Annotated in this window: 25 protein-coding genes; 7 read left to right on the top strand and 18 right to left on the bottom strand. The window is 55.9% G+C overall.

Annotated elements, in window-relative coordinates:
• Positions 1-10: 10 nt before the first annotated feature.
• The 4 genes from L462_RS16435 to sad all read right to left on the bottom strand — a co-directional run bounded on the left by L462_RS16435 (position 11) and on the right by sad (position 4,450).
• Complete coding sequence (locus L462_RS16435) at positions 11-367, bottom strand: DUF4186 domain-containing protein (RefSeq protein ID WP_014170055.1); 357 nt, start codon at positions 365-367, stop codon at positions 11-13.
• A complete protein-coding gene (glsB, locus tag L462_RS16440) occupies positions 367-1,293 on the bottom strand; it encodes a glutaminase B (RefSeq protein ID WP_025204200.1) in 927 nt (308 codons plus the stop codon). The genes L462_RS16435 and glsB overlap by 1 nt, the downstream gene beginning before the upstream one ends.
• A gap of 62 nt (positions 1,294-1,355) precedes the next feature.
• Positions 1,356-2,945 (bottom strand): methyl-accepting chemotaxis protein, encoded by a 1,590-nt coding sequence (locus L462_RS16445; RefSeq protein ID WP_032678146.1) that lies wholly within the window; start codon positions 2,943-2,945, stop codon positions 1,356-1,358.
• 116 nt (positions 2,946-3,061) lie between these two features.
• On the bottom strand, positions 3,062-4,450 hold the full coding sequence (sad, locus tag L462_RS16450; protein WP_032678145.1) for a succinate-semialdehyde dehydrogenase: 1,389 nt from the start codon (positions 4,448-4,450) through the stop codon (positions 3,062-3,064).
• Positions 4,451-4,549: 99 nt separating this feature from the next.
• Here sad and L462_RS16455 point away from each other — a divergent pair, with 99 nt between their 5' ends.
• Positions 4,550-5,428, top strand: a complete 879-nt coding sequence (locus tag L462_RS16455) for a putrescine utilization regulator PtrR (RefSeq protein WP_032678144.1) — start codon at positions 4,550-4,552, stop codon at positions 5,426-5,428.
• Here L462_RS16455 and L462_RS16460 read toward each other — a convergent pair.
• Both L462_RS16460 and L462_RS16465 read right to left on the bottom strand, forming a co-directional pair.
• The gene (locus tag L462_RS16460; RefSeq protein ID WP_014170050.1) at positions 5,382-5,864 is read right to left on the bottom strand and encodes a GNAT family N-acetyltransferase; all 483 of its coding nucleotides are present in this window, start codon (positions 5,862-5,864) and stop codon (positions 5,382-5,384) included. The genes L462_RS16455 and L462_RS16460 overlap by 47 nt on opposite strands.
• Positions 5,865-5,925: 61 nt before the next feature.
• Positions 5,926-6,837: a LysR family transcriptional regulator gene (locus L462_RS16465; protein ID WP_255358176.1), complete on the bottom strand. Its 912-nt coding sequence runs from the start codon at positions 6,835-6,837 to the stop codon at positions 5,926-5,928.
• A 92-nt stretch (positions 6,838-6,929) separates the two neighbouring features.
• Here L462_RS16465 and L462_RS16470 point away from each other — a divergent pair, with 92 nt between their 5' ends.
• Positions 6,930-7,892: an NmrA/HSCARG family protein gene (locus L462_RS16470; RefSeq protein ID WP_032678142.1), complete on the top strand. Its 963-nt coding sequence runs from the start codon at positions 6,930-6,932 to the stop codon at positions 7,890-7,892.
• A 51-nt stretch (positions 7,893-7,943) separates the two neighbouring features.
• On the opposite strand, the gene L462_RS16475 is transcribed toward L462_RS16470, so the two are convergent.
• The gene (locus L462_RS16475) at positions 7,944-8,744 is read right to left on the bottom strand and encodes a PhzF family phenazine biosynthesis protein (RefSeq protein WP_032678141.1); all 801 of its coding nucleotides are present in this window, start codon (positions 8,742-8,744) and stop codon (positions 7,944-7,946) included.
• Between the two features lie 27 nt (positions 8,745-8,771).
• Positions 8,772-9,560, bottom strand: a complete 789-nt coding sequence (locus L462_RS16480; RefSeq protein WP_032678140.1) for a PhzF family phenazine biosynthesis protein — start codon at positions 9,558-9,560, stop codon at positions 8,772-8,774.
• A 177-nt stretch (positions 9,561-9,737) separates the two neighbouring features.
• On the opposite strand from L462_RS16480, the gene L462_RS16485 reads away from it, so the two are divergent.
• Positions 9,738-10,934: a sugar transporter gene (locus tag L462_RS16485; RefSeq protein ID WP_020884157.1), complete on the top strand. Its 1,197-nt coding sequence runs from the start codon at positions 9,738-9,740 to the stop codon at positions 10,932-10,934.
• A 58-nt stretch (positions 10,935-10,992) separates the two neighbouring features.
• Here L462_RS16485 and L462_RS16490 read toward each other — a convergent pair whose 3' ends face one another.
• Positions 10,993-11,658 carry a MarC family NAAT transporter gene (locus L462_RS16490; protein WP_014170045.1) on the bottom strand — a complete coding sequence of 222 codons (666 nt, stop codon included), beginning with the start codon at positions 11,656-11,658 and terminating at the stop codon, positions 10,993-10,995.
• 256 nt (positions 11,659-11,914) lie between these two features.
• Between L462_RS16490 and marR the strand changes: the two genes are divergently transcribed.
• The 3 genes from marR to marB are packed head-to-tail and all read left to right on the top strand — an operon-like array spanning position 11,915 to position 13,001.
• On the top strand, positions 11,915-12,349 hold the full coding sequence (gene marR, locus L462_RS16495; RefSeq protein WP_020884159.1) for a multiple antibiotic resistance transcriptional regulator MarR: 435 nt from the start codon (positions 11,915-11,917) through the stop codon (positions 12,347-12,349).
• 20 nt (positions 12,350-12,369) lie between these two features.
• A complete protein-coding gene (gene marA / locus L462_RS16500) occupies positions 12,370-12,750 on the top strand; it encodes an MDR efflux pump AcrAB transcriptional activator MarA (RefSeq protein ID WP_008502237.1) in 381 nt (126 codons plus the stop codon).
• A gap of 32 nt (positions 12,751-12,782) precedes the next feature.
• Positions 12,783-13,001 carry a multiple antibiotic resistance protein MarB gene (marB, locus tag L462_RS16505; RefSeq protein ID WP_014170042.1) on the top strand — a complete coding sequence of 73 codons (219 nt, stop codon included), beginning with the start codon at positions 12,783-12,785 and terminating at the stop codon, positions 12,999-13,001.
• Between the two features lie 37 nt (positions 13,002-13,038).
• Here the strand turns inward: marB and eamA are convergent, their stop codons facing one another.
• A complete protein-coding gene (eamA, locus tag L462_RS16510; RefSeq protein ID WP_020884160.1) occupies positions 13,039-13,938 on the bottom strand; it encodes an O-acetylserine/cysteine exporter in 900 nt (299 codons plus the stop codon).
• A gap of 247 nt (positions 13,939-14,185) precedes the next feature.
• Here eamA and ydeE point away from each other — a divergent pair, with 247 nt between their 5' ends.
• Positions 14,186-15,379: an efflux MFS transporter YdeE gene (gene ydeE / locus L462_RS16515; RefSeq protein ID WP_025204210.1), complete on the top strand. Its 1,194-nt coding sequence runs from the start codon at positions 14,186-14,188 to the stop codon at positions 15,377-15,379.
• A 48-nt stretch (positions 15,380-15,427) separates the two neighbouring features.
• Here ydeE and zinT read toward each other — a convergent pair whose 3' ends face one another.
• From zinT to L462_RS16555, 8 genes are all read right to left on the bottom strand, one after another.
• Positions 15,428-16,066 (bottom strand): metal-binding protein ZinT, encoded by a 639-nt coding sequence (gene zinT / locus L462_RS16520; protein ID WP_032679682.1) that lies wholly within the window; start codon positions 16,064-16,066, stop codon positions 15,428-15,430.
• A 52-nt stretch (positions 16,067-16,118) separates the two neighbouring features.
• Positions 16,119-16,817, bottom strand: coding sequence for an urea ABC transporter ATP-binding subunit UrtE (gene urtE / locus L462_RS16525; protein ID WP_014170038.1), 699 nt, complete (start codon positions 16,815-16,817; stop codon positions 16,119-16,121).
• Between the two features lie 9 nt (positions 16,818-16,826).
• On the bottom strand, positions 16,827-17,624 hold the full coding sequence (gene urtD, locus L462_RS16530; protein WP_032678139.1) for an urea ABC transporter ATP-binding protein UrtD: 798 nt from the start codon (positions 17,622-17,624) through the stop codon (positions 16,827-16,829).
• The gene (gene urtC / locus L462_RS16535; protein ID WP_032678138.1) at positions 17,624-18,697 is read right to left on the bottom strand and encodes an urea ABC transporter permease subunit UrtC; all 1,074 of its coding nucleotides are present in this window, start codon (positions 18,695-18,697) and stop codon (positions 17,624-17,626) included. The genes urtD and urtC overlap by 1 nt, the downstream gene beginning before the upstream one ends.
• Entirely contained in the window at positions 18,697-20,271 is a 1,575-nt protein-coding gene (urtB, locus tag L462_RS16540; RefSeq protein WP_032678137.1) for an urea ABC transporter permease subunit UrtB, read from the bottom strand. Before urtB ends, urtC begins: the two co-directional genes overlap by 1 nt.
• A 24-nt stretch (positions 20,272-20,295) precedes the next feature.
• On the bottom strand, positions 20,296-21,567 hold the full coding sequence (gene urtA / locus L462_RS16545) for an urea ABC transporter substrate-binding protein (protein WP_020884166.1): 1,272 nt from the start codon (positions 21,565-21,567) through the stop codon (positions 20,296-20,298).
• 203 nt (positions 21,568-21,770) lie between these two features.
• Positions 21,771-22,874, bottom strand: coding sequence for a cobalamin-independent methionine synthase II family protein (locus L462_RS16550; protein WP_032678136.1), 1,104 nt, complete (start codon positions 22,872-22,874; stop codon positions 21,771-21,773).
• A 156-nt stretch (positions 22,875-23,030) separates the two neighbouring features.
• The gene (locus L462_RS16555) at positions 23,031-23,444 is read right to left on the bottom strand and encodes a rhodanese-like domain-containing protein (protein WP_025204217.1); all 414 of its coding nucleotides are present in this window, start codon (positions 23,442-23,444) and stop codon (positions 23,031-23,033) included.
• Positions 23,445-23,512: the final 68 nt, after the last annotated feature.

The raw sequence follows: 23,512 nt of genomic DNA, 5'->3' as shown, positions 1-23,512 counted from the left end.
CTCGTCAAATTTAGGCGTTCATCTGCAGCACCAGCCAGTGGTGGATCACGCTGACGATATAATGCTGTTGCTGCGCGCTGAGCTGAACACCCTGCGGAATGTTATGCCACTTTGCCAGACAGCCACGACAACAGGTGGCGGTGGCATGCTGAGCGATAAACACCGGATGACCGCGCATGGGCGTCTGTTTCCCGTCATTGGTGGGATGGGCCGGTGCAAGGCGCCGGGCAATAAAATCGGCGGCGTGCTGGTCAATGGTTTCGGCACCTTTGTCCCAGCAGTACTGCCGTTCCTTCGTACCTAAGCGAAAGCGCGAACGAAAAGGCGATCGTGCCAGGCGGGCAAAAAGCGGATCCAGGGTCGACATCAGTATACAGAACGTCCCAGACGTTGGGTCAGTTTCTCCAGAACTGCCACACCGGCAAGTGAATTTCCCGTTTCATCCAGCTCCGGGCTCCAGACGGCAATCGCCATTTCGTGAGGCACGATTGCCACCACCCCGCCGCCGACACCCGATTTAGCCGGAAGACCGACGCGCCAGGCAAACTCTCCGGCGTTCTGATACATCCCGCTGGTCGCCATCAGGGCATTCACCTGACGCGCCTGCATGGGCGAGACAACATCTTGCGCGAGGTGCGGCGCATGCCCCTGATGGGCGAGGAACAAGAATGTCTGTGCCAGTTCAACACAGCTCATTTCCAGCGCGCAGTAATGAAAATAGTTTTGCAGCACGGTGGCGACATCGTTATGGAAGTTACCAAACGATTTCATGAGCCAGGCGATAGCCGCGTTACGGGCGGAGTGTTCAAACTCCGAGCGCGCCACCACCGCATTGTAGGCAATATCCGCGACGCCCGAGAGCTGGCGGACAATTTCAAGCATGCGCTGGCGAGGGGCGCTGAGACGGCTTTGCAGCATATCGCAAACCACCAGCGCACCGGCATTGATAAACGGGTTACGCGGCTTGCCCTGTTCAATTTCGAGCTGAAGCAGTGAGTTGAAAGGCTGCCCGGACGGATCTTTCCCCACGCGATGCCAGATTTCGTCTTCCTCATACTGACGCATGGCCGCAACCAGACTGAGTACTTTTGAAATGGACTGAATTGAAAAACGCTCGGTGGCGTCACCGGCCTGGTAACGCTGCCCGTCTACCGTACAAATGGCAATACCCAGCTTATTCCCGCTGACCGAGGCAAGGGCCGGAATATAGTCGGCAACCTTCCCTTTTCCAATTAACGGACGAACCTGCGACAAAATCTCGTCCAACATCTCATTATGGATGACCGCAGCCACACTTTGCTCCTTGCCCTCAGGCTAAAACGGGCTGCGAGTATAACAGAGGCTTATATGTTGCGTCAGGCGCTAAGACGAAAACGCGAAACCGCCTGCAATAAAAGATCGGATTGCTTATGCAGCCGTTCAGAAGCATCCGACGCGTCAGACACCAGCATGTCGGTCTGACGGGAAACCTGATTCAGCGCCTGAAGCTGCCGCGTCATCTGATGAATGCTCTCCCCCTGGCTCAGGGTCGCGACCGAGATCTCATTCAGCAGACTGCTTAAATTAGCCACCAGCCCGATCACCTGCTGCAGATTATCTTCCAGCAGGTTAACGGCCCGGGAACCGTCTTCGATGCCCTGCAAAGAGTGATTGATCAGTGCCTGAATAGTCTGCGTCGAGTGGCTGCTCTTTCTGGCCAGCAGCCCCACTTCCCGGGCGACAACGGCGAACCCGCGCCCGTGATTCCCCGCATGGGCGGCCTCGATGGCCGCATTCAGTGCCAGAATGTTGGTCTGAAACGCCACACTGTCGATCATCGCCACGATCCCGCGCATCTCTGACGATCGGTCAACGATCGCCTGCATGGAGGCATTGACGGTCGTCATCATCCGATCGCCACCCGCGGCTACCTGGCGCGCCTCGTCCGCCCTGGAGCTGGCGAGTTTTGCATAACCTGTATTCCCTTCCACGTGATTTTCCAGCGCGGCAATGTGTGTCGTCACATCCTCAAGCTCTTTCGCCTGACGAGCCGACTGCAGATACAGCTTCTGGTTGCCCTGTGCCAGCGAGCCTATATTTTCGACCATTGCGTGGGTGGCATTGCTGACCTGGGTCACCAGTTCCTGCAGTCCGTGCTGCAGGGTGGAAACACTGTCGCTTAACTGTCCGATCTCCTTGTTAAAGCGCAGTACGCCCGGCGGTGTACCGGACAGGTCTCCTGCCGCCAGCTGGTTAATGTGAGCAATCAACCGACGCAGCGGCGTAATGACCCAGCGGGACATGCCGAACCACACCAGAACGGCGATGGCAAGTAGCAGAACCGGTGCAATCAGGAAGAGCGTTTGCAGGCCAGAGAGTTGTGCCATCAGACTCTGGCGGCCCTGCATCGCCTGCTTCTCGCTGGCCTGCTGATAGCGGGCATAGTTTTCGTTGAAGTCAGTCTGAAAAGCCTGGGCAGGTACGGCAAAAAAGGCGTCGATCGTGTTGGTCTTGATGAGCCCTTCCGCCTGCTCCTTGATGGCACCGTAGAAAAGCTGGTAGCTGGTGATCAGGGCATCATCTTTTGGCGGATTGAGCGCCAGCCAGGCGTTCCAGGCCTGCTGAGAAACCGTCAGCGACGCCTGAGCTTCGTCCATCAGGCTGTGCCAGCTCCCTTCAGAGCCGGTCTCTTTATCCTGCATAAACCAGACGCCGGAGCGGTTAAGCAGATCGCTTGCTGCCAGCAGAGACACGCGGGCCAGATCCAGTTTGCTCTGTTGCTGGTACGCCAGCAGATTTTGCTGCTCGTTGCGTTGAGCGTCTTTCAGGGAAGCATTGAGCAAAAATGAAGAGGAGAGTTGCAGTGCGGAGAAAAGACCAATAATACAGAAAATACCGGTCAGCAGGCCAAACTGACGAGGGATGAGGCGCTGCGCAATACGGCGAAAAATTTGCGTTAGGTTCATAATTTTCTTCAGTAACAATACGTTAGACGCGTGCGAGTCTACGAAACGAAAATGACAGAACCATTGCAGGAAAATGACAACGGCCTTCGTGCTGAAGGCCTTTATCAGAGAGCGAACTAGACTCTGTTCTTCCATACCGTCTGCACGTTACAGAACTCGTGCAGACCGAAGTGGGAAAGCTCACGACCAAAACCGCTCTTCTTCACGCCGCCAAAGGCCACGCGCGCATCGCTGGCGCTGAAACCATTGATGAACACCCCACCGCACTCCAGCTCACGGGAGAATTTCTCCGCCAGCGTATCGTTCGCGGTAAAGACGGTTGCGGACAGACCAAAGTCGCTGTCGTTAGCCAGCTGCAGGGCGTGCTCCGCGTCTTTCGCAACGCTAACCGCCGCAACCGGACCAAACAGCTCCTGACGAAATGCCGTCATGCTGGCAGTGACATTCCCCAGCACGGTCGGTGCATAGTAGTTACCTTCACCGGCGACTTTCTCCCCACCAAGCAGCAGCGTGGCGCCTTCGGCCAGCGTGGCCTGCACCTGCTGATGCAGTTCATCGCGCAGGTCAAATCGCGCCATCGGGCCAATAAAGTTTTCTTCGCGATCCGGCGCCCCCATCTTCAGGGCTGCCGTCGCCTCGACAAAACGCTGGGTGAAAGCATCAGCGATGCCCTCTTCCACAATAAAGCGCTTAGCGGCGGCGCAAACCTGTCCGGTATTCTGATAACGACCGGCCACGGCTGCTTTCACCGCCAGATCCAAATCAGCATCATTGAGCACAATAAACGGATCTGAACCGCCCAGCTCCAGGACGCATTTCTTGAGTGCTGCCCCCGCCTGCGCACCAATCGCCGCACCCGCGCGCACGCTGCCGGTTACGGTTACGGCGGCAATACGACGGTCGTTGATCGCCTGGCTCACACCCTCATTCGTGGCATTCACCCAGCCAAAGACACCCTGCGGAAAACCGGCGTCAGCAAATACCTGCGCAATGAGGTCAGCCGAGCCGAGTACGTTTGGCGCATGCTTGAGCAGATAGCTGTTCCCGGCCAGCAGGATGGGTACCGCGCCACGCAGTACCTGCCAGAGCGGGAAGTTCCACGGCATGACGGCAAGAACAGGTCCCAGCGGCCGGTATTCAATCACCGCGTTCTGGTTTTCTACCAGGGTCGGTTCAGGCTGCAGCATTGCCGGGCCGTGTTCCGCATACCAGTCGCAGAGGCTGGCGGATTTTGCCACTTCAGCACGCGCCTGCAAAATGGGTTTGCCCATCTCACGGGAGATCATTCGGGCCATCTCGTCTGCACGGTTTCGCAGCGCGCTGGCGAGATCGCGCAGCTTTTGCGCCCGGTCTGAAACGCTTACGCGTCTCCACTGACGAAAACCGGCATCAGCCTGCGCAATTGCGCGTTCAACGTCGTCGGTGCTCGCCCACGGATACGCCGCGAGCGTCTCACCGGTGGCTGGGTTAACAGAGAGGGCATGTGTAGCAGAGGAATAAGTCATGATGGTCTCCACGTAATAACGGTTGATTCATTGTGGCGCACTCTGCTATTTCTTAAAAATGAATAATACTAACCACCTTGTTCACGAATCGAGAATGGCATGGACTTAACTCAGCTTGAAATGTTTAACGCCGTGGCGCTCACCGGCAGCATCACCCAGGCAGCGCAAAAGGTGCATCGCGTTCCGTCGAACCTGACCACCCGCATCCGCCAGCTGGAGGCCGATCTTGGCGTTGAGCTGTTTATTCGTGAGAACCAGCGTTTACGTTTATCTCCCGCCGGGCATAATTTCCTGCGCTACAGCAAGCAGATCCTGGCGCTGGTCGATGAGGCACGAATGGTCGTCGCCGGTGATGAACCGCAGGGATTATTTGCGCTTGGTGCGCTGGAGAGTACCGCCGCCGTGCGTATTCCGGAAAGCCTGGCGCAGTTTAACCAGCGTTATCCACGTATCCAGTTTGCCCTCTCTACCGGGCCGTCCGGCACAATGATTGACGGCGTACTGCAGGGAACCTTAAGCGCCGCGTTTGTCGACGGCCCCCTTTCGCATCCGGAACTGGAAGGCATGCCGGTTTACCGGGAAGAGATGATGCTGGTCACGCCCGCCGGGCATGCAGAAGTGGCACGCGCCACGCAGGTAAGCGGCCGTGACGTCTACGCCTTTCGCGCAAACTGTTCGTATCGCCGACATCTGGAAAGCTGGTTTCACGCCGACAGAGCCACGCCCGGGCGTATTCATGAGATGGAGTCTTATCACGGCATGCTCGCCTGCGTCATCGCGGGCGCCGGTATCGCGCTGATGCCTCGTTCGATGCTGGAAAGTATGCCAGGCCACCATCAGGTGGAAGCCTGGCCGCTGGCAGAAAACTGGCGCTGGCTTACCACCTGGCTGGTCTGGCGCCGCGGGGCTATGACCCGCCCGCTGGAGGCTTTTATAGCGCTGCTAAACGAACGTCAACCACCAGTGCCTTCTCCATAAACAGGCTCAGCGGGTCATCAACATACGGCGGAAACGCCGGACGTTGCTCATAGCCGCACTGCTCATACAGACGGACGGCGGCATGTTGCCGGATGCCCGTCTCCAGGCGAAGCGTGTGGCAGTGACGGCTCAGGGCTTCATCTTCCAGCGCCGCCAGCAGCATCTCGCCGAGATGTTGCCCGCGATGAGCCGGATCGATATACACCCGTTTCATTTCACCGGTCCCGTCGCCGTTGAGCACCACGGCACCACACCCGACGGCATGAAGCTGCCGGTCCCGAATAATCATCAGGATCAGCGAGGCTGTCGGCAGTTCGGTCAGATCGAGCAGGTGGTTACTTTCAGCGGGATAGAGTTCGCTCTGATAGCGGTCAAGCGCGGCAATCAGATGCAAAATATCAGGGTGATGTGCAGATTCAGCGGTAATGGAATACATGGCGGGCTCCTTGTTGTTTTTATTTCAACATAGCGCAGCCCTGCACACGTGCTTCATACCGTTAACTTATATCAGCATTGCCGTTAAGGCTGACGAGAGTATCCCTTAACCAGCGGTGTCCGGCGTGGTTATGGCTGCGTTCATGCCAGATAAGACTGACGTCAAACGTCTCTTTCAGCCAGGGGAGTTCCACCACGGTGAGCGGGTTAACGGTTCCCATAATTAATCGTCGGGGCACCAGTGCTACCAGATGGCTCATCTGCACCATGCCGGGAACAAACAGAAATGATGCCGCAGATACCGCAACCTTACGTTGCAACCCTGACTCCGCCAGCATGACATCCATCGGCGTGGTAAAACCGCCTCCCGAGGGAGACACGATAATATGCTCAAGTTTTGCGAATGCTTCCATTGTCAGTTGGTCGTTCAGTTCAGGATGCTGAGGGCGCCCGATAAGCACGTACGATTCGTCATAAAGATGTTGCGTTCTGAGCTGCGCCTGCGCAGGGTCTGGCGTGGCAATGGCAGCATCAACATCGCCTGAGCTCAGTTGATGGGCCAGTTGATGCGGATCGTAATTCCTGACAGCAATACGCACGCCGGGGGCAATCTCTTGCAGGGCCACAATCAGCGGCATAATGACCGCGGCCTGCACGTAATCAGTACAGGCCAGAGAGACCGTTAGCGAATCGTGCAGCGGATCAAAGTCCTCATGTGATTGCAGCGTATCCCGTATTTTTGCCAGCGCCCCGCCAAGCGTCGCCATCAGCTCAAGAGCTTTGGGGGTTGGCGTCATCCCCCTGCGCCCCGGGATCAATAACGGATCGTTAAACATCCCCCTCAGCCGGTTAAGCTGCGCGCTGACGGCAGGCTGGCTAAGACAAAGCCGGCTGGCGGCCCTGGTGACATTTTGCTCCGCGACCAGCACTTCCAGAGTCAGCAGCAGGTTTACGTCAGGCTTTTTGGTATTCATAGGATGGATATCATGTAAGAAATAAATCGATTTCACGCTCGCCGCCCGCATTCCGATAATGCACTACCGCAACAACACAGAGCGAGAATGAAATGTCGTATGATAAAAAACCACTCATAACAGTTTTTGGTGCCACCAGTAAACAAGGACGTAGCGTAACCACAACCCTGCTGCAAAGTGGGCGCTATCGGGTGCGCGCCTTAACGCAAAACACGGACTCTCCTGCGGCGAAACAGCTGGCGGAACGGGGCGCTGAACTGAGACAAATCACCCTTAAGACGGGCAATGATGCGCATCTGATCGGGGCGTTTGCCGAGTCAGACGGAGCGTTTCTGATGACACCAGGTTTCATCCCCGTATCGACGCAGATGCCAACGGGTGAAACGGCGCTGGGCTACAGGCTTGCAGATGCCGCCGTCAACGCCGGCGTAAAACACCTTGTCTTCAGCAGTCTGGAAAACGTCGAGAGAATAACAGCCGGAACTCTATGGGCTCCTCATTTCAGCGATAAGGGCCGAATTGAGGAGTACATCCGCACACTCCCCGTCAGCGCGTCGTTTATTCAACTGGCGTTCTTTTACACCAATCTGGCCGAATATTATCCGCCGCGTAAAGAAGGCGACGAGCTGATCTTTCCCCTCTATCTCCCGGAAGACGTTCGGGCGCCCTTTGTCGACCCGCTCACGGCGACCGGCCCTGCGGTGCTTGAGATGTTCGATAACCCTGAACACTACAACGGCATGACGTTACCCGTTGTCGGTGAGTGTCTTTCGCCGCGTGAGATGGTGGAAACCTTCACGGAGGTCACCGGCATAAAAGCCCGGTATCGCTCAGCCTACACGCGAGAAGCACTCCTTCACCACTTCCCCGATTTCGCAGACAACGCGGCACTGGTCAGTGAAATTACCGGCATGACGGAATATGCCGTGAACTACGGCTATTACGGAAAAGACCGGGATCTTACCTGGAGCAGAACCATAAACCCTGCCACCTTAACGTGGCGTGAATTTCTGATTACGTCTGGCTGGCAGGGGGAAAAACGAACGTTTGATTAACGCAAGCCACCGTCATTCCCGATGATGAAATGACGGTGGCCCATTCCTGGCTTACATCGCCTGGCGTAAATAGATATGCCCTTTCAGATACAGGGTGGCCTGACCGCCGATTAACACCCGGTCCCCCGCCAGTTCACAGCGTAAATCCCCGCCCCGTCGCGAGACCTGGCGCGCGTTCAGCACGGTTTTGCCCAACTTTTCGCTCCAGTAGGGAATCAACATGCTGTGAGTGGACCCCGTAACCGGATCTTCCGGCACCCCTTCTCCCGGACAGAAGAAGCGGCTGACGAAGTCATATTCATCGCCCGGTGCCGTGACGCAGACCATCTTATCCAGCGGAATCATTGCCGAGATATCCGGCGTAAGGGCCTCTACCTGCTGCTGGTTCTCCAGCACCACCATGTAGTCGCGCCCGACACGCACCTCTTTTGCCTGCTCAACGCCCAGCGCGCTCAACAGCAGCGCTGGCGGATTATCGACGACCTCCGTCGGCCAGGCCGGGAAGTTGAGCGTCAACCAGTCACCGCTGCGTTTTACCGTCAGCTCGCCGACGAAACGGGTGGTGAAAGTGATTTCCGTGTGTGGATAATCAAGGTATTCGAAAATGACATGCGATGCCGCCAGTGTGGCATGTCCACACAGGTTAATTTCGTCAAGGGTAGTGAACCAACGCAGCTCGAATCCGCCGTCAGTGCGTACGAAAAAGGCCGTCTCAGACTGATTGTGCTGTTGCGCCATGTTGAGCAGCGTCTCGTCCGGCAGCCACTCTTCCAGGGGGCAAACCGCCGCTGCGTTGCCGCCAAACGCCCTGTCGCTGAAGGCATCGACCAGATAGAAATCAATTTCCTGCATTGTCTCTTCCTCTTTTGTTATGGTTATTTAGCGCAGAAAGACGGTGCCTTTCAGATACAGCGAGGCCTGCCCGCTCATCAGCACGCGTGAACCTTTCAGTTCGCAGCGCATATCACCGCCACGAGCCGACACCTGGCGGGCAAACATCGCTGTTTTACCCAGTTTTTCACTCCAGTAGGGAATAAGCATTGTATGCGCGGATCCGGTGACCGGATCTTCCCAGACGGCAACTCCCGGTGAGAAAAAGCGGCTCACAAAATCATAATCCCCCTCTCCCCGCGCCGTCACGCTGACCTTATGTTCGCCAGGCGTCATTGCCGAGATATTCGGCGCAAGCGCCTCAACCTGCCGGCGGTTTTCCAGAACCACTACCCAGGCTCGCCCCTTACGGGCTTCAACGTAATGGCCGATCCCCAGCGCCGCAAGCATCGCCGGCGGGGGCGTCTCTTCCTGCGTCGGGCATGCCGGGAAGTCCAGCGTCATCCAGTCCCCTTCCCGGCTAACCGTCAGCTGGCCAGAGGCGGTATCAAAGTGGATACGCGGGTCAGGATAGTTGAGTTCATTAAACAGGACGTACGCGGCTGCCAGTGTGGCATGTCCGCAAAGGTTGACTTCGGTAAGGGTGGTAAACCAGCGTAACTCAATTCCCGCTTTACTGCAGACGAAAAACGCGGTTTCCGACTGATTATGCTGCTGTGCCATTCTGAGCAGTGTCTCATCAGGCAACCATGCGTCTAACGGGCACACGGCCGCCGGGTTTCCACCAAAAGAAGCATTGCTGAACGCATCTACCAGATAAAAATCAATCTCCTGCATTGTCTTACCGCCTGTTTTTGTTGTGATGTTCTTTTATATTCAATGAAAACCATGCCCCCGGCTACCGCTTTTACCAGGTGAATTTTGAGATCTGCATCACATAATGGTTGAGTTTTCGCCGGTTGACGTTTTAAGATCGTCTCCTCTTCTTTTCAGCAACGAATCTCCGACATCGCTATGACAACGAACACAGTTACCCGCAGAGTCGCGTGGCTACGCGTGGTCACGCTGGCAATTGCCGCGTTTATTTTTAATACCACAGAATTTGTTCCGGTTGGGCTGTTGTCTGACATCGCTGAAAGTTTCCAGATGGAAACCGCGCAGGTGGGCATTATGTTGACCATCTATGCCTGGGTGGTGGCACTGATGTCACTGCCGTTTATGCTGCTGACCAGCCAGATGGAACGGCGAAAGCTGCTGATCGGGCTGTTTGCCCTGTTTATCGTCAGCCACGTCCTGTCGTTTCTGGCGTGGAACTTTACGGTGCTGGTCATCAGCCGCGTCGGTATCGCCTTTGCCCATGCCGTATTCTGGTCGATCACCGCGTCACTGGCCATCCGCCTGGCACCTGCGGGTAAACGCGCGCAGGCGTTGAGCCTGATAGCCACCGGCACGGCACTGGCTATGGTCCTGGGCCTGCCGATTGGCCGTATCGTTGGGCAATACTTTGGCTGGCGAACCACGTTCTTCGCTATCGGCATGGGGGCAATGATCACCCTGGTCTGCCTGATTAAACTGCTGCCGAAGCTGCCAAGCGAACACTCCGGCTCGCTGAAAAGCCTGCCGCTGTTAATGCGTCGTCCAGCATTGCTGAGTATCTATCTGCTGACGGTCATTGTGGTCACGGCACATTACACCGCCTACAGCTATATCGAGCCGTTCGTTCAGGTCGTGGCCGGCTTTAGCGCCAACTTTGCCACCGTTCTGCTGTTGATCCTGGGGGGCGCGGGCATTATTGGCAGTATTCTGTTTGGTAAGCTCGGCAATCAGCACGCGTCGGCGCTGGTCAGCAGCGCCATTGGTTTACTGCTGGCGTGCCTGGTATTACTCATGCCAGCGGCGGGCAGCGAGGGTCATCTGGCCGTCCTGAGCCTGTTCTGGGGAGTGGCGATCATGATTATCGGTCTGGGTATGCAGGTGAAGGTGCTGGCCCTCGCCCCGGACGCAACGGATGTGGCGATGTCACTGTTCTCGGGGATTTTCAATCTTGGTATTGGCGCGGGCGCGCTGCTGGGAAATCAGATTAGCCTTCACGTGTCGATGTCTGCGATTGGCTATCTGGGTGCCATTCCGGCACTGGTGGCGCTCATCTGGTCCCTGCTCATCTTCCGTAAATGGCCGGTCGCACTGGAAGAACAGGCCCATCACGGGTAGACCGCAGTCAACGTAAAACGGCAACCGAGGTTGCCGTTTTGCATTACCGGGCGGGTGATTAATGGTACGTCTTAATAATCTCCAGCACACCGTTGATAATAAACTGCACGCCCATACACACCAGTAAGAAGCCCATCAGGCGGGAAATCGCCTCAATACCGCCCTTACCGACCCAGCGCATGATCGCGCCTGAACTGCGCAAGGATGCCCATACGATGATACCAATCAGTGCAAAAATCAGCGGGGGCGCAACCGTGATGACCCAGTCCGGGAAGGTCGAACCATCCCGCACCGTTGACGCGGAGCTGATGATCATCGCAATCGTTCCTGGCCCCGCCGTACTGGGCATCGCCAGTGGGACAAAAGCAATATTCGCGCTGGGCTCGGTTTCCAGCTCTTCGGATTTGCTTTTGGCCTCAGGTGACTCATGCGCTTTCTGCGCAGGGAACAGCATACGGAACCCGATGAAGGCAACAATCAGTCCGCCGGCAATACGCAGACCCGGGATGGAGATTCCGAAGGTGTTCATCACCAGCTGTCCGGCGTAGTAAGCCACCATCATGATGGCAAACACATAGACCGAGGCCATCATCGACTGATGGTTACGCTCGGCGCTGTTCATGTTCCCTGCCAGCCCCAGGAAGAGCGCAACCGTCGTTAGCGGGTTAGCCAACGGCAGCAATACCACCAGCCCCAGACCAATTGCTTTAATCAAATCCAACATAGTGCGTCGTTGTCCTTATCCATGTTTATCACCGCAATTATAAGGTGAAAGTGTGACGTTCAGCCATTCGCTCAACGTAACGATTATTTACGGTCATTAACGATAACCCTTCGTTATCTATTTGAATTGAAAGCATGCAAAAAAAGTTCATGAAACGTTTTAGCAATTCGTGGCATCCGCTGATCCATTCAGTTGACTTATACTTGCCTGAGCAATAATATCTGCCGTGACTAAACTACTTGCCAGGGCAACCATTGTGAAAAGCACCAGTGATCTCTTTAACGACATTATTCCGCTGGGTCGTCTTATTCATATGGTTAACCAGAAAAAAGATCGCCTGCTCAATGACTATCTGTCACCGCTGGATATCACCGCCACGCAGTTCAAAGTGCTGTGCTCCATTCGCTGCGAAGTGTGTATCACGCCGGTTGAGCTGAAAAAGGTGCTCTCTGTCGATCTGGGTGCGCTAACCCGCATGCTCGATCGTCTCGTTTGCAAAGGATGGATAGAACGAAGCCCTAACCCGAATGACAAACGCGGCGTCCTGGTGAAACTCACCAGCGATGGCGCGGCTATGTGCGAGCAATGTCATCAACTAGTAGGACAAACACTGCATCAGGAACTAACAAAAAACTTAACGGCAGATGAAGTGGCAACGCTTGAGCTTTTGCTTAAGAAAATACTGCCGTAAACAGAAAAAGAGGTATGACGATGTCCAGACGCAATACTGACGCTATTACTATTCATAGCATTTTGGACTGGATCGAAGATAACCTGGAATCGCCGCTCTCCCTTGAAAAAGTGTCAGAGCGTTCAGGTTACTCCAAATGGCACCTGCAACGGATGTTCAAAAAAGAGACCGGCCATTCATTAGGTCAATATATTCGCAGCCGCAAGCTGACGGAAATTGCCCAGAAGCTGAAAGAAAGCAATGAGCCGATCCTCTATCTGGCGGAACGTTACGGTTTTGAATCACAGCAAACCCTGACGCGTACGTTTAAGAACTACTTCGACGTGCCGCCTCACAAATACCGTATTACCAGCGTGCCGGGTGAATCCCGATACCTGTATCCACTAAAACATTGTAGTTAATCATCGCCTGTAAAGACGTAACCGAGGAAATCATGAAAGTTACAGCCTCCGCCGCCCTCGCCTTGCTGGTGCTGTTTTCCAGCCAGACCTTCGCGGAGCAAACCCCTCGTGCAACGCAGCAAAATAATCGTGACACGATGATTTTGCCGTCAGCACATGACCAGTCACCTTATGACTTCAACCACATGGGTGCTGGTAGTGACAAATCCGACGAGTTAGGCGTGCCTTATTATAATCAGCACAGCTTCTGATTCGTTTTTGCCCCGCGGATGCGGGGTTTTTTTATGCCTACCCTCTTGCCCGCGTTACCCGACGCACGCGCAAACCAAACACGTTGATGTACAGCCCGGCCATGATCAGCACGGCCCCCAGCAGCTGCAGCGCACTCAGCTTTTCATCGAGCAACAGCGCGGCGCTGGCCAACCCTACCACCGGAACCAGCAGGGATAACGGCGCCACGCGCCAGGTTTCGTAGCGACCCAGCAGCGATCCCCAGATCCCGTAACCAATAATGGTGGCCACAAACGCCAGGTAGATCAGCGATAAAATGGTGGTGAGATCGATTTCCACCAGGCTTTTCAGCATCACGTCTGGCCCATCAAAAATGAGCGCCGCAACCATAAACGGAACAATGGGGATCAAGGCGCTCCAGACCACCAGCGACATCACCTTCGGGCGCGCCTCATGCTGCATAATCAGCTTGTTGAAGATATTCCCGCAGGCCCAGCTCAACCCCGCCGCCAGCGTTAACATAAAGCCCAGTAACGCCACGTGCTGCCCGTTCAGGCTGGCTTCTATCAGCACCAGCACGCCGAACACCGCAAGGGTGATCCCCGCCAGCTGTTTACCCTGCAGACGCTCGCCAAAGACAAACGCCCCGAGAATGATGGTAAAGAACGCCTGAGCCTGTAACACCAGAGAAGCCAGACCGGCGGGCATCCCGAACTTAATGGCGCAGAACAGAAACGCGAACTGGCCAAAGCTGATGGTCAGGCCGTATCCCAGTAAGAGTCTGAACGGAATTTTCGGGCGCGCGACAAAGAAGAGCGCCGGGAAGGCCACCAGCAGAAAACGCAAACCGGCCAGCATGAGTGGGGGCATGTTATGCAACCCAAGCTTGATGACCACAAAATTCAGACCCCATACGATGACCACCAGCAACGCCAGCAGCCCGTCTTTTCGCGTCATACTCTGCCCCTGAATGATTAAATTTTTGTAAACACTTCAAGGTAACGAAAAAAACATGCCACGAGAAGATCATTATTTCTGGCAGTCAACTGAAGCACTTACGGATAAATTAGGTGCTATACAAGCCCCTTATGTCGTGATACTCCTGATATATACCTAAAATAATACACGTTGCAGGTTGGCGGCGAGCAAGCGCGGCCAGAATCTCTGCGGCTCAAAAAACCAAACGCAATTGTCAGGCAGGAATATGAAACCATCACTCAGGCGCTCAACCGCAGCGCTGCTGGCGTCGTCGTTATTATTAACCATTGGTCGTGGGGCAACGCTGCCGTTTATGACCATCTATCTCACGCGCGTATTTAATATGAGCGTTGAGAATATTGGTTATGCCCTGACCATTGCGCTTACCGTCGGTGTGGTATTCAGTATGGGGTTTGGCATCCTCGCCGATAAGTTTGATAAAAAGCGCTACATGCTGATTTCTATCGTCGCCTTTATTGCCGGGTTTGTTGCTATCCCGCTGGTGGATAACGTCACGCTGGTGGTGCTCTTCTTTTCCCTGATTAACTGCGCCTATTCGGTATTTTCAACGGTGCTTAAGGCCTGGTTTGCCGATGTGCTGACCTCGAGCCAAAAAGCGCGCGTTTTCTCGCTAAACTATAGCTTCCTGAACATTGGCTGGACGATCGGGCCGCCGGTGGGCACCTTGCTGGTGATGTACAGCCTGCAGTTGCCGTTCTGGCTGGCCGCTTTTTGTGCCGCACTGCCGCTCGGTTTTATCCATTTCTTTGTGCAAAAAAGCGTTGCGCTCGATGCCACCGAAGAGAAAATGCCGTGGCAACCGTCAGTACTGCTTAAAGACCGCGCCCTCTTCTGGTACACCCTTTCCGGCCTGCTGGCGTCGTATGTGGGCGGGTCATTCGCCAGCTGTATTTCGCAGTACGTGCTGGCTGCGAATGCCGACAGCAACTTTGCGCAAAACGTGGTCGCCGTGGTGCTGCCGGTGAATGCTGCGGTGGTCGTCACCCTGCAATATGTTATCGGTCGCAAGATCTCCGCCACCAATATACGTCCGCTGATGACGGTGGGAACACTCTTCTTCGTCCTGGGTCTGGGCGGTTTTATGCTCTCCGGGGAAAACCTGGTCTACTGGGGCATTGCGGCAGCGGTGTTTACGCTGGGTGAGATTATCTATGCACCGGGCGAATATATGCTGATCGACAATATTGCCCCGCCGGGTATGAAAGCGAGTTACTTCTCTGCCCAGGCGCTGGGCTGGCTTGGGGCGGCGGCAAACCCGATGATCACCGGTATTATCCTTACCAACCTGCCGCACTGGTCACTGTTTGCGATCATGATGGTTGCCATCGTGATTGCCTGGCTGATGATTTTGCGTGGGATGAGCGTGAAGGCGTGGTGCGAAATGCCGAAAGTGGCTTAAGTCCTCGACGCCGGGCGGCATGACGCCCACCCGGCATCGGGCAGGCCATTAATGGTGCAGCATCTCGTCTACCACCTGCTGTTTGTACATTTCGTTCGGGTAGTACGTCGGCCAGTTATCCATCTCTTTTAGCAGCGCCTCGTGGGAGGTGTTGCCCATAAAGATATGGAAATGGGAAGAGGCTTTTGGGGCGATAGTATGGTCGCTGAACTGGACAAACTTCGGCGTCTTGCTGTCCGGATCTTTACACTCGAACAGATAGCGAACCCCTTTCTTACCTGATGCATAAGTCAGGATCTTATAGCCGCTGTAATCATACTGGCAGCGACTGATAGCCTTACCTTTGTGGAATTCCATCACGTTGTTTTCGATGCCGATAGCCTCAACGTCCGTCGCATACCCTGTGCGATAGTAGGCTTTCACCTCGTCGAAGGATTTTTTGTCCTTCTGCGCTTTCTGTTTAAAAACCGGATCCAGCGCGCCATCGAGCAAAAACGGATAGACGGATTGCCATGTCCCATCCCAGTCAGACAGCTTTCTGTCTTTGACGTCTTTATCCTCAAAGACGCCGTTCGCCGCCTTCTGTTCCGCTTCCGTCATCTGATGTCCATGCGAATGGGCAAACAGCTGACCGCTTACCAGCAGCGCCCCCAGAGTCATTGCAAATTTGCCAATATGTGCAGCCAAAACAAACTCCTCACTCCGTTTTATAAGAATGAGGATGTTATAATATAACATTTCAAATCGCAACCAGTCCGCGAACGCCCTCTTGTTCCATTGTATCGCCCCGTCCACGCTGAATGATGGTCCCGCGCGACATCAGCAGATAGCTGTCGGCAAGTTCAGCGGCGAAATCGTAAAACTGCTCTACGAGCAGGATTGCCATATCCCCTCTGTCCGCCAGCTTGCGGATCACCAGGCCTATCTCTTTGATTACCGACGGCTGAATACCTTCCGTGGGTTCATCGAGGATTAACAGCTGTGGCCGGCTCGCCAGGGCGCGACCAATCGCCAGCTGTTGCTGCTGACCGCCGGAGAGATCGCCTCCACGACGATGCTTCATCTCTTTAAGCACCGGGAACAACTGCCAGATATCCTCCGGGACGCGCTTTGCGTCGCGGGCGGGGAAGCGTGACAGCCCGAGCAACAGATTCTCTTCGACCGTTAAGCGTGGAAAAATCTCACGCCCCTGCGGAACATAGGCCACACCCGACTGCACGCGCTGGTGCGGCTTGCTGTGGGTGATTTTTTTTCCCTGCCAGATAATGTCGCCTGTTTTTACCGGGATCAGGCCCATCAGACACTTGAGCAGCGTGGTTTTCCCCACCCCGTTGCGGCCCAGCAGGCAGGTCACTTCACCGGTCGCCGCTTCAAAACTGACCCCGCGCAGAATATGACTGCCGCCGTAATACTGATTCAGTTCGTTCACCTGTAACATGACGGCTCCTTAGCGTCCCAGATAGACTTCTATGACCTGCTCATTCGCCTGTACCTGGCGAAGTGACCCCTCCGCCAGCACGCGTCCCTGGTGCAGCACCGTCACGTGGTCGGCAATGGTTTCGACAAAGCCCATATCATGCTCGACCACCATCAGGGAGTGTTTGCCCGCAAGGGTTCTGAACAGCTCAGCCGTATAGTCGGTCTCCGCGTCGGTCATTCCGGCCGCCGGTTCATCCAGCAACAGCAGATGCGGGTCCTGCACCAGCAGCATGCCAATCTCCAGAAACTGCTTTTGCCCGTGCGAAAGCAGCCCGGCGCGGCGATCGCGCTCACCGCCAAGCCGCAGCAAGAGCAGCATCTCGTCAATACGATCCCGCTGCTCGCCGTTGAGTCTGGCCCGCAGGCTCGCCCAGACGGATTTGTCGGTTTTCATCGCAATCTCAAGGTTTTCCCACACCGTGAGCGCTTCAAAGACCGTGGGCTTCTGGAACTTACGTCCGATGCCCCGGCGGGCAATCTCGGCGGGTTCGAGCGCCGTCAGATCGATGGACTGATCGTACAGCGCTCTGCCGCTTTTAGGCCGCGTTTTGCCGGTAATCACGTCCATTAATGTCGTTTTTCCCGCACCGTTGGGGCCAATCACGCAGCGCAATTCACCCACGCCAATGTTCAGTGAGAGGTCCGTCAGTGCCTGAAAACCATCAAAATTCACGTTGATGGCTTCAAGCTGCAGCACCGGATCGGTCTGGTCGCGATAGCGATCCCCGGGTAACTGGCGGGTAAATAATCCTTCGGCTGGCTGCATTAGTGTTCTCCCTTACGAAACAGACCGTAGACACCGCGCGGTAAAAACAGCGTCACGGCGATGAAAATCAGTCCCAGAAACAGCTGCCAGTATTCCGGCAGGGCGACGGTAAAGACGCTCTTCGCACCGTTCACCAGCGCCGCGCCTATCACCGGGCCGACCAGCGTGCCGCGCCCCCCCAGCGCAACCCAGATGGCCGCTTCAATTGAGTTGGTTGGCGACATTTCACCCGGGTTGATAATGCCCACCTGCGGCACATACAGTGCACCGGCCAGACCGCAGAGTACGGCTGAAAGTGTCCACACCAGCAGCTTGAAACCGCGGGGATCGTACCCGCAAAACGTCAGGCGGTTTTCGGCGTCACGCACCGCGGTCAGAATGCGACCGAACTTACTTTTCGCCAGCGCGAAGCCTGTGCCCAGCGCTATCAGCAACAGCATCACGGTAGCCAGAAACAGCGCGATACGGGTGGTGGTCGCGGTAACGGAAAACCCAAGCAGCGTGGTAAAACCGGTAAAGCCGTTATTCCCGCCAAAGCCGGTTTCATTGCGAAAGAACAGCAACATCCCCGCGTACGTCAGCGCCTGGGTCATGATCGAAAAATAGACCCCTTTGATTTTTGAGCGAAAGGCAAACCAGCCAAACACCAGCGCCAGCAGCCCCGGCACCATCACAATTAATACCAGTGCCCAGACAAAGTGCTGCGTCCCCCACCAGAACCATGGCAGTTCGCTCCAGGAGAGAAACGACATAAACGCGGGCAGCCCGTCACCCGCTGCCTGGCGCATCAGGTACATGCCCATCGCATAGCCGCCCAGCGCGAAGAAGATACCGTGGCCCAGGGAGAGCATTCCGGCATAGCCCCACACCAGATCGAGCGCCACGGCGACGATGGCATAGCAGAGGATCTTACCCGTGAGCGTGAGCATCCAGGTCGAAATCGCCAGCGGATGCGTCGCGGGCAGTAAGGCGAAAAACGGTAAAATCAGCAGGCAGGCCACGATCAGGCTACCGGCTATCTGCGTCGTGCGTGGCGCTTTGCGCGCCAGCGTTAAGGTAAGCGGCTGGCTCATCAGTCAGTAACCCTCCCTTTCAGTGCGAATAACCCCTGCGGACGTTTCTGAATAAACAGAATAATCGCCACCAGGATCAGGATTTTGCCCAATACCGCCCCCATTTGCGGTTCGAGAATTTTATTAAAGATCCCCAGCCCAAACGCCGCGGCCACGCTACCTGCCAGTTGACCCACCCCGCCAAGCACCACCACCAGGAACGAGTCGATGATGTAACCCTGGCCCAGTTCTGGCCCAACGTTGCCTAACTGCGATAACGCCACGCCCCCCAGACCCGCAATCCCCGAGCCAAGCCCAAAGGCCAGCATATCGACGCGACCTGTCGGTACCCCGCAGCAGGCTGCCATGCTGCGATTTTGGGTCACTGCGCGCACGTTCAGTCCAAGACGGGTTTTGTTCAGAATGAGCCACGTGAAAAACAGCACCAGCAGCACAAAACCCAGTACCACAATGCGGTTCCACGGTAGCGTCAGATTGGCAAACACCTGCACGCCACCGGACAGCCATGCCGGGTTTGCCACCTCCAGGTTCTGGGCGCCAAACGTCATGCGTACCAGCTGAATAATCATCAGGCTAATACCCCATGTCGCCAGCAGCGTTTCCAGCGGTCGGCCATACAAATGACGAATAACGGTACGCTCAAGCACCATCCCGATGCTGGCGGTCACAAGAAACGCCACCGGCAGCGCAACGATCGGGTAGAGCGCCAGCCACTGTGGGGCGAGCCCGGCCATCACCTGCTGAACCATCCAGGTGGCGTACGCGCCCAGCATCAGCATCTCCCCGTGGGCCATGTTAATCACCCCCAGCAGGCCGTAGGTAATTGCCAGCCCCAGCGCGGCGAGCAACAGTACCGACCCCAGCGAGAGCCCCATAAACGCCTGACCAAGCAGATCGCCCCACATCAGGCGATGCTCAATCTGTTTCAGACTTTCGGCAGCGGCGGCACGTACGCCGGCATCCGGCTCCGATGCTGCCTGCGTATACGGCGTCAGCCGGGACTGGACGTCCGGATCGTCTGATTGCCCTAACAGCGCCACAGCGTTCAGGCGCACCGCAGCCTGCGGACTTGCCAGCTGGAGGTTCGCCAGCGCCAGCTTCAGCGACTGACGGGCCACATCATCCGTTTCGCTGCTCACCCGTTTTTGCAGGAAATCGAGCATTTCAGGCTGCGCATCCCGCTGGAGTTGACGGGCTGCCGCACGCCTTTCCGTGACACTGTCACTCACGAGCTGATGGGTTGCCATTGCCGTCGCCACCAGATTGCGCAGCCGGTTGGTCAGACGCACGGCTTTGGTTTGGCCTGCTGCGGCTTTTGTTTCACCCAAGGGAACCATTGCCCCCTGGCGTTGTGCAAACGCATGTTTCTGGCTGTCGGTGTAGAGACTTTCACTCTGCAGCGCCTGGAGCAGCGGCAACCGTGCCGCCTCCGGCGCGGTTGCCCACTGCGTCAACAGTTCTGCCTGCTGGCTACGACTGGCGGCCACGAATTGGTCGGCATCCGATGCCTGCACCATCCCTGGCAGCAGTCCGGTAAGCCACACAATAGCGATGATCGTGCGTATGGCGTTCATGACTTTTCTCCCTGCGGTGATAACTTAGTTGCTGGCGGTTTTCATCGGCTGATCGGGCTTTTTGTCATTACCGGCAATGAAGGGACTCCACGGCTGGGCGCGCACCGGCTGTTCCGTCTGCCAGACCACATTAAACTGGCCGTTACCTTCAATTTCGCCAATCATGACCGGCTTATGCAGATGGTGGTTGGTGGCATCCATGGTGAGCGTAAAGCCTGAAGGTGCCTTGAAGGACTGACCGGCCATTGCCGCCCGAACTTTATCGACGTCGGTGGTACCTGCTTTTTCAACCGCCTGCGCCCACATGTGGATCCCGACGTAGGTGGCTTCCATCGGGTCGTTGGTGACCACGGTGTCGGCGTTCGGCAATTTGTGTGCCCTGGCATACGCTTTGTAATCCGCCACAAACGCCTGGTTGGTCGGGTTATCAACGGACTCAAAGTAGTTCCACGCCGCCAGGTTGCCCACCAGCGGTTTGGTGTCGATCCCGCGCAGCTCCTCTTCTCCCACGGAGAAGGCCACAACCGGAACATCGGTAGCTTTCAGGCCCTGGTTAGCCAGCTCTTTATAGAACGGAACGTTGGAGTCGCCGTTGATGGTGGAAACCACCGCGGTTTTCCCTCCGGCAGAGAATTTTTTGATACTGGAAACGATTGTCTGGTAATCGCTGTGACCAAACGGGGTGTATACCTCTTCAATGTCTTTATCTTCCACCCCTTTCGAATGCAGGAAAGCACGCAAGATTTTGTTCGTGGTGCGGGGATAAACGTAATCGGTGCCTAACAGGAAGAAGCGTTTCGCGCTGCCTCCGTCTTCACTCATCAGGTACTCCACCGCCGGGATAGCCTGCTGGTTTGGCGCGGCACCGGTATAGAAGACGTTAGGTGACATCTCTTCACCCTCATACTGCACCGGGTAGAACAGCAGTCCGTTCAGCTCCTCAAACACCGGCAGCACCGATTTACGCGACACCGACGTCCAGCAACCAAACACCACCGCTACTTTGTCCTGGCTCAACAGCTGGCGCGCTTTTTCGGCAAACAGCGGCCAGTTCGAGGCCGGGTCAACCACTACCGGTTCCAGCTTCTTACCCAGCACGCCCCCTTTGGCGTTGATCTCATCGATGGTCATCAGCGCAACATCTTTAAGCGGCGTTTCAGAAATCGCCATCGTGCCGGAAAGGGAATGCATGATCCCCACCTTGATGGTATCGGCCGCCTGAGCGCCAAAACTCATCCCCATAGCTACGACAGACGCGGACAATGCGAAGGCTTTTAATAAGGTACGACGGTGCATATTTTCACTCCTGAAAAAGAAAGCTGTGCAAAGGCGTCCGTTACGGCGTGGACGCAGAAAATAAAAACGTCAGCTTAGAGAGAGCAAAAAGAATGCCAGGATGGATAAAGCGCTATGACAGGAGAGGTAACGAAGGATGTAAAAAGAACGACTCAGAATGGTACAGCGCTGCACTTTTATAATGCAGCGCTGTGGCGGAAGGTTTACCAGACTTCGCTGGCGATCTGCGTCACCAGGCGGACTTTGTCCCACTGCTGGGTTTCACTCAGGCTGTTGCCCTCTTCGGTAGAGGCAAATCCGCACTGCGGGCTCAGGCAAATCTGCTCTTTAGCCACGTATTTCGCCGCCTCCTCCAGACGCGCCTTCACCCCTTCAGGGTTCTCCAGCTCGCCATTTTTAGTGGTGATAAGACCGAGCACCACCTGCTGCTTGCCCGGGCGAACAAAACGCAGTGGTGCAAAATCACCGCTCCGGTCATTGTCGTACTCAAGGAAAAAAGCATCCACGTTGACCGTCCCGAACAGCACTTCAGCCACCGGCTCATAGCCCCCTTCGGAAATCCAGGTTGAACGGAAGTTGCCGCGACAGACATGCAGCCCGATGGTGAGATCGTCCGGCTTGCCCTCCAGAGCCTTATTCAGAACGCGGGCATATATACGCGCCAGCTCGTCGGCATCGTCACCACGTTCCTGGATCTGACGACGTTGTTCGTCCGAACAGAGATAGGCCCAGACGGTGTCATCCAGCTGCAGATAACGGCAGCCCGCGTCGTAAAACGCCCGGATCGCGTCCCGCCAGGTGGTCGCCAGATCGTCAAAATAGTCCTTCAGATCCGGGTAGACCGTTGCATCAATGTCTTTGCGCCCACCGCGGAAATGCAGCACGCTCGGGCTGGGAATGGTCATCTTCGGCTGAGCATTGCCGCTAATGCTTTTCAGGTAGCGGAAATCCGCCAGCATCGGGTGATCGCCAAAGCCCAGCTTGCCGGTCACGCGCACGCCGTGGGCTTTAGTCTGAACACCGTTGAACTGAATACCCTGCTGAGAATCGTAACGCTCAACACCCTGCAGACCGTCGAAGAAATCAAAGTGCCACCAGGCACGACGAAATTCACCGTCAGTCACCACATGCAACCCACAGGCGCACTGCTGCTCGACAACATGGCGGATCGCCTCATCCTCAACCGCACGTAGCTGCCCGGCATCAATTTCGCCGCTGGCGAATTTCAGGCGAGCCTGTTTGATGGCATCCGGACGTAAAAAGCTGCCGACTACATCGGCGCGGTATGGGGCATGGTGTCGTTGCATGGAAATCTCCTTTATCTGCCGACAATAATTGCCTGCAGTGATAATTCATTATTTGAATCTTTAGACTTCTGGATGTCTAAATGTCCAAAAAAGATGTCATACCTGCCGCCAGCCGGCAAACGAGAAAATTTCACGGGTGTTGAAAAAAATTCATCTTCACAGTGCGGAGAGCGATTCCTGGCTCGCAAACTCAAACTTTTCATCTTCCCAGCCGGTGATCCCGCCGAGCATAATTTTCACCGGCAGCCCCAGACGCGCCAGCTTCAGCGCGGCTCTGTCCGCACCGTTGCAGTGAGGCCCGGCGCAATAGACCACAAACAGCGTGCCGTCAGGCCACTGGGCCATGCGTTCGGCGGTGATCTGACGCCACGGCATATGTAGCGCACCGGGAACGTGACGGCGGGCGAACTGCTGCGGGCTCCCGACGACGTGCAGCAGGACGAAATCCTGTTCATGATTCGTGATGGCATGATGCACATCGGCGCAATCGGTCTCGACGCTCAGGCGGCGCAGAAAATGGGTAACGGCTTCCTGGGGTTCAGCAGCCGGAAATTCAGTAACATAACTCATGATCCTTCCTCATCTTTGGCGTTTGTGTTAACACTACTCTATCCACAAATTCAGCCCGTGAATGCGCT

Origin of the sequence: Enterobacter sp. BIDMC 26 (assembly GCF_000534435.1) — a bacterium.
GTDB classification, from domain to species: Bacteria; Pseudomonadota; Gammaproteobacteria; order Enterobacterales; family Enterobacteriaceae; genus Enterobacter; species Enterobacter ludwigii.
This window is presented reverse-complemented; position numbering and strand designations above follow the sequence as displayed.